This window comes from Microvirga sp. VF16, from assembly GCF_016864375.1.
GTDB lineage: Bacteria > Pseudomonadota > Alphaproteobacteria > Rhizobiales > Beijerinckiaceae > Microvirga.
This window is the reverse complement of the sequence record NZ_CP069354.1, coordinates 1,499,899-1,514,529: the sequence shown is the minus strand read 5'-3', so window position 1 is coordinate 1,514,529 and position 14,631 is coordinate 1,499,899. Positions and strand designations below refer to the sequence as shown.

Here is a 14,631-nt window from a genome sequence, read left to right as displayed (position 1 = left end):
ACAGTTGCGCTTAGCGCTTGCCTGATCCGGGCTCGGCCATTTTGCGGTGCTGCTCGGCGAGCATGCCGGCTGGCGTCACATTGGAAAGGATGGTGGTGAACTTGTTCTTCCAGCCGCTCACCACATCACCATCCCCGCGCATCATGGCATCGAAGCCGACCTTCGCCACGAAGGCGGGATCGTCCTTCTTGTCCTGACCAACCTGTGTGTCTTCCATGCCGGCGCGCTTGAAGAACTCGGTCTCGGTGGCGCCGGGCATCAGGCAGGTGACCGTCACATTCGTATCCTTCAACTCGTTTCTGAGCGCGAAGGAGAAGGAGTCGATGAAGGCCTTGGTGCCGTTGTAGACCGCCTGGAAGGAACCCGGCATGAATCCGGCGATGGAACCAGTGATGAGGATGCGCCCTTCGTTCCTTGCGCGCATGTCTCGGCCGACCTTCTGGATCAGGTAGAGCGTACCGGTAATGTTGGTGTCGATCACATGGCGTGCCTCAGCGAAATCCTGATCGAGAAAACCATGACCGAGTCCGTGCCCTGCATTGGCCAGAAGCGCATCGACCGGCTGGCCTTTGGCAGCCGCATAGAGCTTGTCGACGCCCTCATGGGTGGAGAGATCGACCTCCAGAGCCTCGACCTTGGCGCCAAGGCCTCGGAACTCCTTGGCCGCATCCTGGATGGCGGCCCGATCGGCGGCGATCAGCAGATCGTAGCCGTTTTGGGCGCAGAGTTTCGCGAGCTCATAGCCAATACCTGAGGACGCGCCCGTCACGATGGCAAGCGGCTTTGCAGTGTCTGGCATGGCATTCCCCCAGCCGGTTCGAGAAATGGACCGGCCACTATCGGGGAGGAGCGAAACCGGCACGTGGTGCTTGAACTCTCGAAGGGCGTTTCAGTTCAAAAATTACCGATTGAGCGCCCGGTCTCGCCACGCCAAGCGTCCGTGGATTCAGTCCAGTCAAAGACCAGTTCGAGGCTGGTGCCGGACAGTTGCTTTCGCTTTTGGGGCAAGATACCTTCACCATAACAATAAAAGAAAGCTCAGGCTCTGAAGGGTCTGCAGCCGGGAGAGGCGCTCTTGGGTTCGCAAGAATCGGCGACGTTCGACGCCGCAGTAAGGGTTAGCGCATGCGGGCATGATAGGGCCCGAAACGCGGCGGAACATGGCGCCGCGACAATCTCCACATATCTTGCAGCTGCTGCCTTCGAACCTGCTCAAATCCCAGGGACGTGCTGATGACTCTCGCTCTCGAAGGCGTTTCGAAGAAAGTCGGAGCAGCGGTTCATATCGACGATGTCCATCTGACCCTGGAGCGCGGCTCCCTCAATGTGCTGCTCGGGGCGACGCTTGCCGGAAAAACCTCGCTCATGCGGCTCATGGCCGGGCTCGACGCGCCCACGACCGGCCGGGTTCTCGTCGATGGCAAGGATGTGACGGGCTGGCCTGTGCAGCGCCGCAGCGTGGCCATGGTCTACCAGCAGTTCATCAACTATCCCTCGCTCGATGTTTACGAGAACATCGCCTCGCCCCTGCGCGTCTCCAGCCTGCCTAAGAATGAGATCGAGACACGTGTCCGCGAGGCGGCCAAGCTTCTGAAGCTAGAGCCCTATCTCGACCGCAAGCCGCTGAACCTCTCCGGCGGCCAGCAGCAGCGCACCGCCATCGCCCGAGCGCTGGTGAAACGGGCGGATCTCGTCCTGCTCGACGAGCCCTTGGCCAATCTCGATTACAAGCTGCGTGAGGAACTGCGTGAGGAGTTGCCGCGGGTCTTCGCGGCCTCGGGCGCTATCTTCGTCTATGCCACGACGGAACCGTCCGAGGCCCTGCTTCTCGGTGGCAACACAGCCACGTTGTTCGAAGGTCGGGTGACCCAGTTCGGATCGACACCGCAGGTCTACCGCCATCCTCACGACCTGACCACGGCTCGTGTTTTTTCCGATCCGCCGCTCAACACCCTGAAAGCCCGCAAGATCGGCAGCAGCGCGACCTTGAGCACAGGCGGCGAGATTCGGGCGTCAGGCCCGCTCGAAGCCGTACCCGACGGGGAATACACGGTCGGATTCCGAGCCCATCATCTTGAGCTTGAGCCGGCCAATCCGGACGAGATCGCCATTCCGGCCATCGTGTCCGTCTCCGAGATCACGGGGTCGGAGAGCTATGTCCATCTCGACGCCAACGAGCACCGCCTCGTGGCGCTCGTCCCCGGCGTGAGGCGGCTCGAGCCGAAATCCGCCGTGACAACCTACATCGATCCGCGACACCTGTTCCTGTTCGATGCCGCGGGCCGTCTCGCCGCTGCCGACCCGGCGCAGAAAGCGGCATGAGGAGAGAGAGATGGCCCGCATCACGCTCGATCATCTCGCCCATGCCTACAAGCCCGATCCCCGCACGGCGGACGACTACGCTCTGAAGGAGATCAACCATGTGTGGAACCAGGGCGGCGCCTACGCGCTGCTGGGTCCCTCGGGCTGTGGCAAGACCACCCTGCTCAACATCATCTCCGGTCTCGTGCGCCCCACACGCGGCCGCGTGCTCTTCAACGATCTCGATGTGACGGATCTGCCGACGGAAGCGCGCAACATCGCACAGGTGTTTCAGTTCCCCGTGGTCTACGACACGATGAGCGTGCGAGAGAATCTGGCGTTCCCGCTCAAGAACCGACACGTGCCACGTGACAGGACGGCCCAGCGGGTGGAGGAGATCGCACGACTGCTCGATCTCACCCGCGTGCTCGACCGCAAGGCCAGCAATCTCACGGCCGACATGAAACAGAAGATCTCCCTCGGGCGAGGCCTCGTGCGCCCCGACGTGGCTGCGATCCTGTTCGACGAGCCGCTCACGGTGATCGACCCGCATCTGAAATGGCAGCTGCGCTCGACCCTGAAGGAAATCCACCGCGCGCTCGACATCACCATGATCTATGTGACGCATGATCAGACCGAAGCGCTCACCTTCGCCGACAAAGTCGTGGTCATGCATGACGGCGCCGTGGTGCAGACGGGGACTCCGGACGAGCTGTTCGAGCGCCCGGCCCATACCTTCGTCGGACATTTCATCGGCTCGCCGGGAATGAACATTCTGCCCTGCCGAGTCGAAGGCGCCACCGCCTTCATCGGCGATGAAGCGATCCCCCTACAGCGGAGCTACCGCGCCCTGTCGGACGGCGAGCGGGTCGAGCTCGGCATCCGGCCGGAGTTCGTGCGGCTCCAGCCGAAGGGAACGGGACTGCCGGTCCAGATCCGGCGCATCGACGATATCGGGCGTGCCCGCATCGCCCGCGTCGAGATGAGCGGGCGCGCCCTTGCCGCCAGCGTTCCGGAGGGCATTTCCATCGAGGGGAGCGAGGCCGCGCTCGCCCTCGATCCGCGCCAAATCCACATCTATGCCAATGGGCATCTCGTCTCGGGCGAGCCCATCGGAGGGCACAGGGCATGACGAAGACCGTCAACAACAGAGCTTGGCTCTTCGTTCTGCCGGTCTTTGCCATCGTGGCCTTCTCGGCCGTGCTGCCGCTGATGACGGTGGTGAACTACTCGGTCCAGGACACGTTCGGCAACAACCAGTTCTTCTGGAATGGAATCGGCTGGTTCCAGGAATTGCTCGATCCTTCGACCGAGCTTGGCGGACGCTTCTTCGGTGCCCTGTGGCGCAGCCTCCTGTTCTCGGCGATCATTCTCATGATCGAGGTGCCGCTCGGCATTGCCGTAGCGCTCGCCATGCCGCGCGAAGGTTGGACGGTTGCGCTCTGCCTCGTGCTCATGGCGCTGCCGCTTCTCATCCCGTGGAACGTAGTCGGCACGATCTGGCAGGTCTTCGCCCGCAGCGACATCGGCCTTCTCGGCTGGACCGTCAACCATCTCGGCATCGACTACAATTACACCAACGATCCCATCGACGCCTGGGTGACACTGATCGTCATGGATGTATGGCATTGGACAAGCCTCGTCGCCCTCCTCTGCTATGCCGGGCTTAAATCCATTCCCGACGCCTATTATCAGGCCGCCCGCATCGACGGTGCCTCGCGCTGGGCGGTGTTCCGCACGATCCAGCTGCCGAAGATGCGGCGCGTGCTGCTGATCGCGGTGCTGCTGCGCTTCATGGATTCGTTCATGATCTACACCGAACCCTTCGTGATCACCGGCGGCGGTCCCGGCAATGCCACCACCTTCCTGTCCATCGATCTGGTGAAGCTGGCGCTCGGCCAGTTCGACCTCGGCAAGGCGGCGGCTATGTCGCTGGTCTACAATCTGATTATCCTCGTCATCTGTTGGGTCTTCTACACCGTCATGACCAATGTGGATGCCGAACGCGAGAGGGTCGAAGCATGACCGGAACCATCGCCGTCGGTTCTTCCGAGACCAAGCCCATCGCAGCGCCCCTGGCTGCGAACCGCGCCCTGTCCAGCCCGCGCGTCAACGGACGCGTGGTGGTGATGACCCTCTATCTTCTGTTCCTGATGCTGCCGATCTACTGGCTCGTGAACATGAGCCTGAAGACCAACATGGAAATCACGTCCGGCCTCACGCTCTGGCCGCGGGAGATCACCTTCGATAATTACATCAAGATCTTCACCGACGAGAGCTGGTATTCGGGCTATATCAACTCACTGACTTATGTCGTCATCAACACGGTGCTGTCGATCTCCTTCGCGTTGCCGGCGGCCTATGCCTTTTCCCGCTATAAATTCCTGGGCGACAAGCATCTGTTCTTCTGGCTATTGACCAACCGCATGGCGCCGGCCGCGGTCTTCGCCCTGCCCTTCTTCAACCTCTATTCGGCCATCGGTCTCTTCGACACGCCTTGGGCCGTCGCCTTGGCGCATTGCCTCTTCAACGTGCCGCTGGCGGTGTGGATTCTGGAAGGCTTCATGTCGGGCGTTCCGCGGGAGATCGACGAGACCGCCGCCATCGACGGCTATTCCTTCCCGCGTTTCTTCGTGAAGATCTTCATGCCGCTGATCGCCTCCGGCATCGGTGTCGCTGCTTTCTTCTGCTTTATGTTCTCCTGGGTCGAGCTGTTGCTGGCGCGCACGCTGACCTCGGTCAATGCCAAGCCCATCGCCGCCACCATGACGCGCACCATCTCGGCCGCCGGCATGGATTGGGGCCTGCTTGCCGCCGCCGGCGTGCTCACCATCGTGCCGGGGGCGCTCGTGATCTGGTTCGTCCGCAACTACATCGCCAAGGGCTTCGCCCTGGGCCGGGTTTAAGGAGAACATCATGCCTGATCTCGCCTGGATGGCCTGGACGTGGCAGACCGGCCTCTTCTTTGCCGGCATCGCGAGCCTGCTGCTGCTCATGACCCTGCTCGCGATCTATCGTCCCGAGACGGAACGCGTTGGCGTGTTGCGGATCCCGACGACGCGCGGCGACCGCCTCTTCATCTCGCTTCTTGGTGCGGCCTTCATCCACCTCGCCTGGCTGGGCTTCGTCGGTCCTGACCTGTGGTGGGCTTCCGGCCTTTCCCTGCTCTACGCAGCAGCCGTGTTTCGCTACGTCTAGAAGGGAAAGGCCCAAGTGAATCCTCCGGTTAGCCCGGACCGGAGGGAACAAGACCAGCGCACAAGCCGGCCAGGGCACTACTTGGGAGGAACGAATGAAACTCACCCAATCTCATCGGCACTTGAAACTGTTCATCTCGACAAGCGTCCTCGCCGTGGCGCTCGGATCCAGCGCTGCTCTCGCGGGCATGGAAGAAGCCCGCCGCTGGATCGACAGCGAATTCCAGCCCTCCACGCTCTCGAAGGACGAGCAGCTGAAGGAGATGGAATGGTTCGTGAATGCGGCCAAGCCTTTCGCGGGCCAGGAGATCAACGTGGTCTCCGAGACCATCACGACCCATGAATACGAAGCGCGGACCCTTGCGAAAGCGTTCTCCGAAATTACCGGCATCAAACTCACCCACGACCTGATCCAGGAAGGCGACGTGGTGGAGAAGATCCAGACGCAGATGCAGTCGGGGCGCAACATCTACGATGCCTGGGTCAACGATTCCGATCTCATCGGCACCCATTTCCGCTACAAGCAGGCTATCCCGCTCGACGACTGGATGGCGGGAGAAGGCAAGGATGTGACCTCGCCGACCCTCGACGTCGCCGACTTCATCGGCAAGTCGTTCACCACGGCACCAGACGGCAAGATGTATCAATTGCCGGACCAGCAATTCGCGAATGTGTACTGGTTCCGCTACGACTGGTTCCAGCGCCCCGAGTTCAAGGAGAAATTCAAGGCCAAGTACGGCTACGATCTCGGCGTTCCCGTGAACTGGTCGGCCTATGAGGACATCGCCGAATTCTTTACCAACGACGTGAAGGAGGTCGATGGCGTCAAGGTCTATGGCCACATGGATTACGGCCGCAAGGACCCGTCGCTCGGCTGGCGCTTCACCGATGCCTGGCTCTCCATGGCCGGCAACGGCGACAAGGGCATCCCGAACGGCCTGCCCGTCGATGAATGGGGCATCCGCATGGAGGGCTGCCGCCCGGTCGGCTCCTCCGTCGACCGCGGCGGCGACACCAATGGCCCGGCTGCCGTCTACGCCATCACCAAATATCTCGACTGGATGAAGAAATATGCCCCGCCTCAAGCGCAGGGCATGAATTTCTCCGAGTCGGGACCGGTGCCGGCGCAGGGCAACATCGCGCAGCAGATCTTCTGGTACACGGCATTCACCGCCGACATGGTGAAGCCCGGTCTTCCCGTGGTGAATGCGGACGGCACGCCGAAATGGCGTATGGCGCCCTCGCCCCACGGCTCATACTGGAAGGACGGCATGAAGCTCGGTTACCAGGATGCGGGATCGTGGACGTTGCTGAAGTCCACTCCCGTCGACCGCCGTAAAGCGGCCTGGCTCTATGCGCAGTTCGTCACCTCGAAGACGGTCTCGCTGAAGAAGAGCCATGTGGGCCTCACCTTCATCCGCGAGAGCGATATCTGGCACCCATCGATGACGGAGCGCGCACCGAAGCTCGGCGGCCTCGTCGAGTTCTACCGCTCGCCCGCCCGCGTGCAATGGACGCCGACCGGCAACAACGTGCCGGATTATCCCAAACTCGCGCAGCTCTGGTGGCAGAATATCGGCGACGCGGCTTCAGGCGCCAAAACCCCGCAGGAAGCGATGACCTCGCTTGCCGCAGCCCAGGACGAAGTGCTCGGCCGTCTCGAGCGCGCCAATGTGCAGGGCGAATGCGGCCCGAAGCTGAACCCGAAGACCTCCGCCGAGGAATGGTACAAGAAGGCGGAAGCCGCCGGCACCATCGCGCCCCAGCGCAAGCTGGCCAACGAGAAGCCGAAGGGTGAGACGGTGGATTACGACACGCTCATCAAGAGCTGGCCCGCTTCTCCGCCGAAGCGCAGCTGACCGATACAGGCCCCGCCCGCAAGGCGGGGCCTTTTTCATGTGAGGCGGCGCGCACCACCTAGCCGCTCGGTCAGTACCGAAGAAGGCCGATTGTCGGCAGGATCGTCTGGACGATGACCGAAGAGGTTTGTCATGCCAGATCCATCAACCGGTTTCTCCCTCGACGCGATCTCGAACCATGTCGCTGACCTGCTCGATGGCATCGCGCCCCGACTCGTGACAGTTCACGGTCGCAGACGCGGAACGTCGAGCGGCTTCCATTGGCGTCCTGGGCTCATCGTGACGGCGGAGGAAGCACTGGAGGCCGATGGAGACGTGACAATCACTCGTCCCGATGGAAGCCAGGTCTCAGCCAGTCTTGTCGGCCGCGACCCAAGCACGGACATCGCTCTTCTTCGCACGGAAGAGCAACCGCTGGAGGAGATCGTCTTCGGTCCGACCGACGGGCTCCGGACCGGCCACCTCGTTCTCGCTGTAGGGCGGATGCCGGAGGGCCTGAGTGCGGCGCTGGGCATCGTTGCCCTGGCAGGCGGCCCCTGGAAGAGCCTGCGCGGCGGCCATATCGACCGCAGGATCCATCTGGATCTCAGGCTCAACTTCCAATCGGAAGGTGGCGTCGCCCTCGATACCAGCGCCCGGATCGTCGGCATGACGGTCCTCGGCCCGCGTGGCCGCGTTCTCGTCATCCCATCGGAGACCATCGAGCGGGTGGCTCCCCAGCTTCTCGACAAGGGTCGCGTGGCCCGCGGTTATCTGGGCCTCGGGCTCCAGCCGATCCGCATCGACAAGGCTGCAGCCGATGCGGCGGGGCTTGCGGAACCGCGTGGCCTGATCGTCGTCAGCGTGGACCAGGACGGTCCAGGACAGAAGGCCGGGATTCGCCAAGGCGACATCCTCGTCCGATGGAATGCCGACGTCCTGCCCTCGGTCCGCCGCGTCTATACGCTTCTAGGCCCCGAGAGCGTGGGCCGATCCGTCAATCTAGGAATTGTGCGGACGGGTGCGCATATGACTCTTGCGGTAGAGATCAGGGAGCGCCCGAAGCCTCAGTAGCGAAAGGCGCCGATGGGGTGAAGCCTTGTGGAAGGTCGCTCTTCACATCGACGATGCGAGCCTGCTCGATCACATCGCCACGATCCTGGCTGAGGAAGCCGGAATCAGTACCCTGCACTCAGACAGTCCTGACGTGGTCATCACGGATCACCTGCCCCTGTCCGAGACAACACCGATAATCCTCCTGGGCGACGGGCTGAATGGGCCCGAGATGCTTAGGGCGGGAGCGAGCGGGATTCTCCCCCGCCATGTCACCGCCTCAGATCTTCTGCTAGCGATGGAGGTCGTCAAAAGGGGCTTCGCCATCATGCCGCCAATAGGGAATGACAGCAGCCAGGACCTCCCACGGGATGATCTTCTCACGGCGCGCGAGCTCGAAGTCCTGCGGCTGCTGGCGGAAGGCGCCTCGAACAAACTCATTGCCCGTAAGCTCGGGATCTCGTTCCACACCGCGAAATTCCACGTCGCCTCCATCGCGGCGAAACTCGATGCAACCGGAAGAACGGATGCCGTCGCGCAGGCGGTCCGTCTCGGCCTCATCCTGCTGTAACATACCGGCGATGCGTTCCGAGTTCTTGGGTCTTGTACTTCGCATCACCACATGATGTGAAATAGCGTTATCCCTGGAGGGCTCCATGCTCGATCGCACTCCAACCTTTCTCCTCCACACGAGTGACTCCCCATCGCCGTCACGGCCGGCTTCCGATGCCCGCGATGACGATAAACTGCTCGATTCCTACTCGAAGGCCGTGACAAGCGTCGTGGACCGCATCGGTCCCGCGGTGGTACGGGTCGAGCCTCAGGCTTCGGGACGAGTAGCCGGCATGGGTTCGGGCGTCATCATCTCGCCCGATGGGCTGCTGCTCACCAACAGCCATGTCATGCAGGGCGCGCGGGAGGCGCGTCTCACCGGATCCGATGGACGTACCATCGACGCCCGGGTGATCGGTGATGATCCCGACACGGATCTCGCCCTGCTGCGCGCCAATGGCGACAGGTTTCCCTTCGCCACCCTGGGCGATTCCAAACGACTGAAGCGCGGTCAGATCGCAATCGCCATCGGCAACCCGTTGGGATTCGAGTCGACAGTGACGGCCGGTGTGGTCTCCGCTCTCGGGCGAAGCCTGCGAGCGAAGTCGGGACGGCTCATCGACGATGTGATCCAGACCGATGCAGCCCTGAACCCGGGCAATTCCGGCGGCCCACTTGTGGCGACCTCCGGCGAGGTGATCGGCATCAACACGGCCGTCATCATGGGAGCTCAGGGCATCTGCTTTGCCGTCGCGAGCAACACGGCAAGTTTCGTCGTGTCGGAACTGATCCGCCATAGCCGCGTTCGCCGAGCCTCGATCGGCATCGCGGGACAGACGGTGCCGCTGCCGCGGCGCATCAGCTATGCGGCCGGTTTGACCGGAAAATTCGGCGTGGTCATCGCCGCAGTGGAACCGGGCAGCCCAGCGGAACATGCGCAGCTCGAACAGGGCGATGTCATCCTCTCGCTCGACGGCGAGCCGGTCGGTGGCGTCGACGATCTGGTGCGCCTGCTGAACGGCGAGCGGATCGGGCGCTTCGTCGAACTCGTGCTTCTCAAGAAAGGTGAAATGCGTACTGTGACCATCACCCCCGTCGAGCGAAAGACGAAAGCCGCTCGTGTGGAATAAGCGGAGCCCAGTTTCCTATTCCGCGTCCGCTCGAAATCCCTCGTCCTCCAGGCGTGAGGGATCGAGCGTGAACAGCTCCTGCGGCCGGGCAACGCCTCTCAGCGCATAACGGCCGACCGACACGAGGCATTCCTGATCATCCTTCGACGCAGTGGCGTGAAAGGCTGAAGAGACCAGAACGTCTCTCTCGACGGAACGGCACAAAGCGCCGATCCGGCTCACTTCATTCACGGCCGGTCCCACGACCGTGAAATCCAGGCGGTCCTGGCTGCCGATATTGCCGTAAAAGACCTCGCCGATATGCAGGCCGAGATAAGCGCTCGTGACCGGCAGGTTGCATGATCGGCGCTCGTCGTTCAGGGCCTGGATGCGAGAACGCATCAGTCGCTCCGCCTTGAGAGCGGACCGGCAGGCTTCACTCGCATTCTCCTCCTTGAAGATTGCAAGTGCGCCATCCCCGATGAGCTTCAGGACATCGCCGCCTGCTTCATAAATGGACGAGATGACGGCTTCCGAATAATCGTTCAGGAAGGGGATGATCTGTTCGGGATCTGCCGTCTCCGTGATGTGGGTGAAACTGTGCAGGTCGCTGAACCACAGAACAGCTTGGATCCGGTCCGTGACGCCGCGGGCAATGCGACCGTTCAGGACGAGCCGGCCGGCGTCGCGCCCGAGATAGGTCTCGACGAGAGTCTTGGCGATGCGCGCGAGCGAAGCGCATTTCAGGGCGAGCATCAGGGGTGAGGCCAGCTCGCGCAGAAGCGCGATGTGTTCATCGGTAAAGCCGGAATGAGCGTCCGTCGTCCAGGAGGAATAGAAGCAATCCATCTCGCCGATCGCGCCTTCGACGGCAAAGCGATGGATCAGAACCACATAATCCGTCTGCCCATCGGCCCGCAGATCCTTGAGGACGGAGAAGTCCTCGGGATGGCCGGGACCGATTCGCCGTCGCAGGAAGTCCTCTCCGCTGACGAGAAGATGGTAGTAGGTGCTCCGGCGCCAGTTTTCGGCCGCCTCGCCTTCCACATTGGTGCGGCCATATTCGACCACCGGATTGAGGCTTTCCTGATCGTCACGACGCCAGCGGAAAACGCGTCCCTCATGGATCGGGTGCAGCGTGTCGATGACGATATTGACCCGCGAGACAGGCAATCCTTCCGCAATCAGGCGGTCGCAGAAGCCATGCAGAAGCTCCAACTCCGACATGCCGATCAATCCGGCCTCGGTGACCCATTTCGCGATGCTGGCTGCCCTGGCTGCGTCCATAGGGGTCTCTTCACGACGATGATTCTGCCAGCCATCCATGACGGCACATTGGATGATTGGTCAAAGCCGAATGTCGATCAAGCGGCGCGCCTGCCATCGATCTACTCAGCGGGTTTCGGTTGAGTTTCCACGGCACCGGCTCGCTTCATGCCCGCGCGCCTGAACATCCGAAGGATCACAAGCCGTACGGCCACGTAGAAGACCGGGGTCAGGAACAACCCGAACACGGTCACGCCAAGCATGCCGGCGAACACGGCCGTGCCCAGGGCCTGTCTCATCTCGGCCCCGGGTCCGGTCGCAATCGCAAGCGGCAGCACACCGAGGATGAAGGCGAATGCCGTCATCAGGATGGGACGCAGCCTCAGCCGGCAGGCTTCGACGACCGCCTCGACCGGCGTCTTGCCTTCAAATTCCGCCTGCCTTGCGAATTCGACGATAAGGATCGCATTCTTGGCGGCCAATCCAACCAGAACCACCAGGCCGATCTGAGTCAGGATGTTGTTGTCCTGCCCACGGATCATCACGCCGATCAGCGCGGAGAGCACGCTCATTGGCACGATGAGGATAATCGCGATGGGCATCGACCAACTTTCATACTGGGCCGCCAGCACGAGGAATACGAAGAGCACCGACAAGGCGAAGATGAACACCGCCGTGTTGCCGGTCTGCCGTTCCTGGAATGCCAGCTCCGTCCACTCAAAACCCATGCCGGGCGAAAGGTTCTGCTGAACCAATTGCTCCATGGTATCGAGGGCGGTGCCCGAGGACATTCCTGGACCGGCATTGCCCTGCAGGGCAACCGAGGTGAACATGTTGTAGCGCTGGATCAGATCGGCACCAGAGACCTCGCGCATCTCGACGAGCGTGCCCAAAGGCACGAGAGCGCCCGTGGACGAGCGAACTCGCAATCGGTTGATATCTTCCTGATCGATACGGAAGCGCTGATCAGCCTGGGCGCGCACCTGGTAGACGCGCCCGAAGGCATTGAAGTCGTTGACATAGGCGGTGCCGAGATTGATGCGCAGCGTCTCGAAGATGTTCGGGATCGGCACGTTCAGGATGCTCGCCTTCTGGCGGTCGATCTCCAGATAGACCTGCGGCGAATTGGCCGAGAATGTCGTGAAGACGCCGGCCAGGTTCGGGTTCTGCCGCGCCTGTCCCATCAGCTGATAGGCGACCGCCAGAATGCCGCGCACATCGTCGCCTGTCCGATTCTGGATCTGGACCTTGAAGCCGCCGGAATTGCCGAGCCCGCGCACCGGCGGCGGCGGAATGGCAATGATGAACGCCTCCTCGATCTGCTGCATGCGGGCGAAAAGATCGCCGATGATCTTAGACCCGGTATCGCCCGCCTCGATCCGCTCGTCGAAAGGCTTGAACCCGGCGAAGATCGCTGCAGAATTGGTCGCATTGGTGAAGGTGGCGCCCGAAAACCCCGCGAAGGCCACAGCATTCTTCACGCCTGGCGTTTCTTGAATGATCTTCGATGCCCTTTGCACCACTGCATCGGTGCGCGACAGGGAGGCGCCATCCGGCAGCTGGATCACCACGATGGCATAGCCCTGGTCGAGCGTCGGAATGAAGCCGCGCGGTACGTGGTTGGCGATCCATACGGTGCCGGCCAGAAGGCCGACATAGATCGGCAATACAATCAGCTTATGTCGCGCCAGCGTTCCCACAGTCCTGGCATAGCCATTGGCTGTGGCATCGAAACCGCGATTGAAGCCATTGGCCAGTGTTCGTCCAAACCGGGCAATCGGATTTCTGGAGTGCTCATGGCTATGGGGTTTCAGGAGGAATGCCGCGAGGGCCGGCGACAATGTCAGGGAGTTGAAGGCCGAGATGACTGTAGAGACTGCGATGGTCAGGGCGAATTGCCGGTAGAACTGACCGGATATACCCGGAATGAAAGCCGTCGGCACGAAGACTGCCACCAGGACTAGCGCGATGGCCACGAGCGCGGTGCCGACCTCGTCCATGGTCGTGTGGGCGGCATCCCGCGGCGACATGCCGAGAGCGATGTTACGCTCCACATTCTCCACCACCACGATGGCATCGTCGACCACGATGCCGATGGCCAGAACCATGCCGAAAAGGGTCAAGGTGTTGATCGAGAATCCAAGGGCCGCCATGAAGGCAAAGGTGCCGATCAGCGAGACGGGAATTGCCACGATGGGAATGATCGCCGTGCGCCAGCTCTGCAGGAACACGAACACCACGATCACGACGAGCACCGTGGCCTCGAACAGGGTCTTGTAGACCTCGTTCACGCTCTCGGCGATAAATTCCGTGGGATTATAGACGATCTGATAAGCTATGCCAGGCGGAAAGTTGCCCTTGAGCTCCTCCATGGTCCGGGTAATCTGATCCGACGCGGCGAGCGCGTTGGTGCCAGGCCGCTGGAAAATCGCGAGGGCGACGGCAGGCTTGCCGTTAAGATAGGAATTCGTCACGTAATCCTGGGCGCCGAGCTCGATGCGGGCGACGTCCTGCAGCCGCACGAGACGGCCCTGCGGTGTCGCCTGAACGATGATCTGCCGGAACTGGCGTGGATCCTCGAAGCGCCCCTGTGTCGTCACCGTCAGCTGGAACGCCGCATCCGTCGGTGTCGGCTCCTGCCCCAAGGCGCCGCCGGACACTTGAACATTCTGCTCCTGAATCGCGCGCACCACCTCGCTCGACGTCATGCCGTAGGAGGCAAGCTTCTCCGGATCGAGCCAGATGCGGATGGAATATTGCCGCTCGCCGAAGATGATGAGATCGCCCACGCCATCGAGCCGCAACAGGATGTCGCGCACATAGTTGCGGGCGTAGTTCGAGACATAGAGCTGATCATACGAATTGTCCGGCGAGAGCATGTGCACGACCATCATCAGATCGGGCGAGCTCTTGAGTGTCGTCACGCCGAGGCGCCGCACCTCTTCCGGCAGGCGCGGCGTTGCAATGGCCACGCGGTTCTGAACCAGCACCTGGGCCTTGTCGAGATCGGCGCCGAGCTTGAAGGTGATCGTCAACGCCATAGCACCGTCGCCGGTCGAATACGAGGACATGTAGAGCATGTCCTCGACACCGTTGATCTGCTGCTCCAGCGGTGTCGCGACCGTCGCCGCAACCGTCTGCGCATCGGCTCCCGGATAGCTCGCCCGGACCACCACGGTTGGCGGCGCGACCTCCGGATATTGCGCGACCGGCAGGGTCGTGTACGCGATCCCGCCGATGACCAGGAACAGCACCGACAGGACCGTCGCGAAAATGGGGCGGTCGACGAAGAAATGGGCAAAGCGCATGAAAAGC

Annotated in this window: 11 protein-coding genes and 1 pseudogene; 9 read left to right on the top strand and 3 right to left on the bottom strand. The window is 62.0% G+C overall.

The features are described 5' to 3' along the window. Positions 1-10 precede the first annotated feature (10 nt). Positions 11-799 carry an SDR family oxidoreductase gene (locus tag JO965_RS07245; RefSeq protein WP_203443013.1) on the bottom strand — a complete coding sequence of 263 codons (789 nt, stop codon included), beginning with the start codon at positions 797-799 and terminating at the stop codon, positions 11-13. Between the two features lie 434 nt (positions 800-1,233). On the opposite strand from JO965_RS07245, the gene JO965_RS07240 reads away from it, so the two are divergent. The 9 genes and pseudogenes from JO965_RS07240 (at position 1,234) to JO965_RS07200 (ending at position 10,071) form a co-directional block, all read left to right on the top strand. Continuing rightward, positions 1,234-2,322, top strand: a complete 1,089-nt coding sequence (locus JO965_RS07240) for an ABC transporter ATP-binding protein (RefSeq protein WP_203443012.1) — start codon at positions 1,234-1,236, stop codon at positions 2,320-2,322. Positions 2,323-2,332: 10 nt separating this feature from the next. Next, positions 2,333-3,433 carry an ABC transporter ATP-binding protein gene (locus JO965_RS07235; protein WP_203443011.1) on the top strand — a complete coding sequence of 367 codons (1,101 nt, stop codon included), beginning with the start codon at positions 2,333-2,335 and terminating at the stop codon, positions 3,431-3,433. Further along, positions 3,430-4,326, top strand: a complete 897-nt coding sequence (locus JO965_RS07230) for a carbohydrate ABC transporter permease (RefSeq protein WP_203443010.1) — start codon at positions 3,430-3,432, stop codon at positions 4,324-4,326. Before JO965_RS07235 ends, JO965_RS07230 begins: the two co-directional genes overlap by 4 nt. A gap of 104 nt (positions 4,327-4,430) precedes the next feature. Further along, on the top strand, positions 4,431-5,207 hold the full coding sequence (locus tag JO965_RS07225; RefSeq protein ID WP_203444094.1) for a carbohydrate ABC transporter permease: 777 nt from the start codon (positions 4,431-4,433) through the stop codon (positions 5,205-5,207). Between the two features lie 10 nt (positions 5,208-5,217). Further along, the gene (locus JO965_RS07220) at positions 5,218-5,499 is read left to right on the top strand and encodes a DUF2160 domain-containing protein (protein ID WP_203443009.1); all 282 of its coding nucleotides are present in this window, start codon (positions 5,218-5,220) and stop codon (positions 5,497-5,499) included. 94 nt (positions 5,500-5,593) lie between these two features. Next, positions 5,594-7,357: an ABC transporter substrate-binding protein gene (locus tag JO965_RS07215; protein ID WP_203443008.1), complete on the top strand. Its 1,764-nt coding sequence runs from the start codon at positions 5,594-5,596 to the stop codon at positions 7,355-7,357. Between the two features lie 132 nt (positions 7,358-7,489). Next, the gene (locus JO965_RS07210) at positions 7,490-8,410 is read left to right on the top strand and encodes a S1C family serine protease (protein WP_203443007.1); all 921 of its coding nucleotides are present in this window, start codon (positions 7,490-7,492) and stop codon (positions 8,408-8,410) included. Positions 8,411-8,759: 349 nt separating this feature from the next. Further along, a pseudogene (locus tag JO965_RS49280) lies at positions 8,760-8,960 on the top strand (LuxR C-terminal-related transcriptional regulator); the annotation flags it as partial. Between the two features lie 85 nt (positions 8,961-9,045). Continuing rightward, positions 9,046-10,071 (top strand): S1C family serine protease, encoded by a 1,026-nt coding sequence (locus tag JO965_RS07200; RefSeq protein WP_203443006.1) that lies wholly within the window; start codon positions 9,046-9,048, stop codon positions 10,069-10,071. 15 nt (positions 10,072-10,086) lie between these two features. Here JO965_RS07200 and JO965_RS07195 read toward each other — a convergent pair whose 3' ends face one another. Further along, positions 10,087-11,337 (bottom strand): adenylate/guanylate cyclase domain-containing protein, encoded by a 1,251-nt coding sequence (locus tag JO965_RS07195; protein WP_203443005.1) that lies wholly within the window; start codon positions 11,335-11,337, stop codon positions 10,087-10,089. 101 nt (positions 11,338-11,438) lie between these two features. Beyond that, positions 11,439-14,624 (bottom strand): efflux RND transporter permease subunit, encoded by a 3,186-nt coding sequence (locus tag JO965_RS07190; RefSeq protein WP_203443004.1) that lies wholly within the window; start codon positions 14,622-14,624, stop codon positions 11,439-11,441. Between the last annotated feature and the right edge of the window lie 7 nt (positions 14,625-14,631).

What these genes read in the sequence shown, in the direction of transcription:
- JO965_RS07245 (WP_203443013.1), bottom strand. Translation starts at nt 799, where the DNA reads ATGCCAGACACTGCAAAGCCGCTTGCCATCGTGACGGGCGCGTCCTCA.
- JO965_RS07240 (WP_203443012.1), top strand. Translation starts at nt 1,234, where the DNA reads ATGACTCTCGCTCTCGAAGGCGTTTCGAAGAAAGTCGGAGCAGCGGTT.
- JO965_RS07235 (WP_203443011.1), top strand. Translation starts at nt 2,333, where the DNA reads ATGGCCCGCATCACGCTCGATCATCTCGCCCATGCCTACAAGCCCGAT.
- JO965_RS07230 (WP_203443010.1), top strand. Translation starts at nt 3,430, where the DNA reads ATGACGAAGACCGTCAACAACAGAGCTTGGCTCTTCGTTCTGCCGGTC.
- JO965_RS07225 (WP_203444094.1), top strand. Translation starts at nt 4,431, where the DNA reads ATGACCCTCTATCTTCTGTTCCTGATGCTGCCGATCTACTGGCTCGTG.
- JO965_RS07220 (WP_203443009.1), top strand. Translation starts at nt 5,218, where the DNA reads ATGCCTGATCTCGCCTGGATGGCCTGGACGTGGCAGACCGGCCTCTTC.
- JO965_RS07215 (WP_203443008.1), top strand. Translation starts at nt 5,594, where the DNA reads ATGAAACTCACCCAATCTCATCGGCACTTGAAACTGTTCATCTCGACA.
- JO965_RS07210 (WP_203443007.1), top strand. Translation starts at nt 7,490, where the DNA reads ATGCCAGATCCATCAACCGGTTTCTCCCTCGACGCGATCTCGAACCAT.
- JO965_RS07200 (WP_203443006.1), top strand. Translation starts at nt 9,046, where the DNA reads ATGCTCGATCGCACTCCAACCTTTCTCCTCCACACGAGTGACTCCCCA.
- JO965_RS07195 (WP_203443005.1), bottom strand. Translation starts at nt 11,337, where the DNA reads ATGGACGCAGCCAGGGCAGCCAGCATCGCGAAATGGGTCACCGAGGCC.
- JO965_RS07190 (WP_203443004.1), bottom strand. Translation starts at nt 14,624, where the DNA reads ATGCGCTTTGCCCATTTCTTCGTCGACCGCCCCATTTTCGCGACGGTC.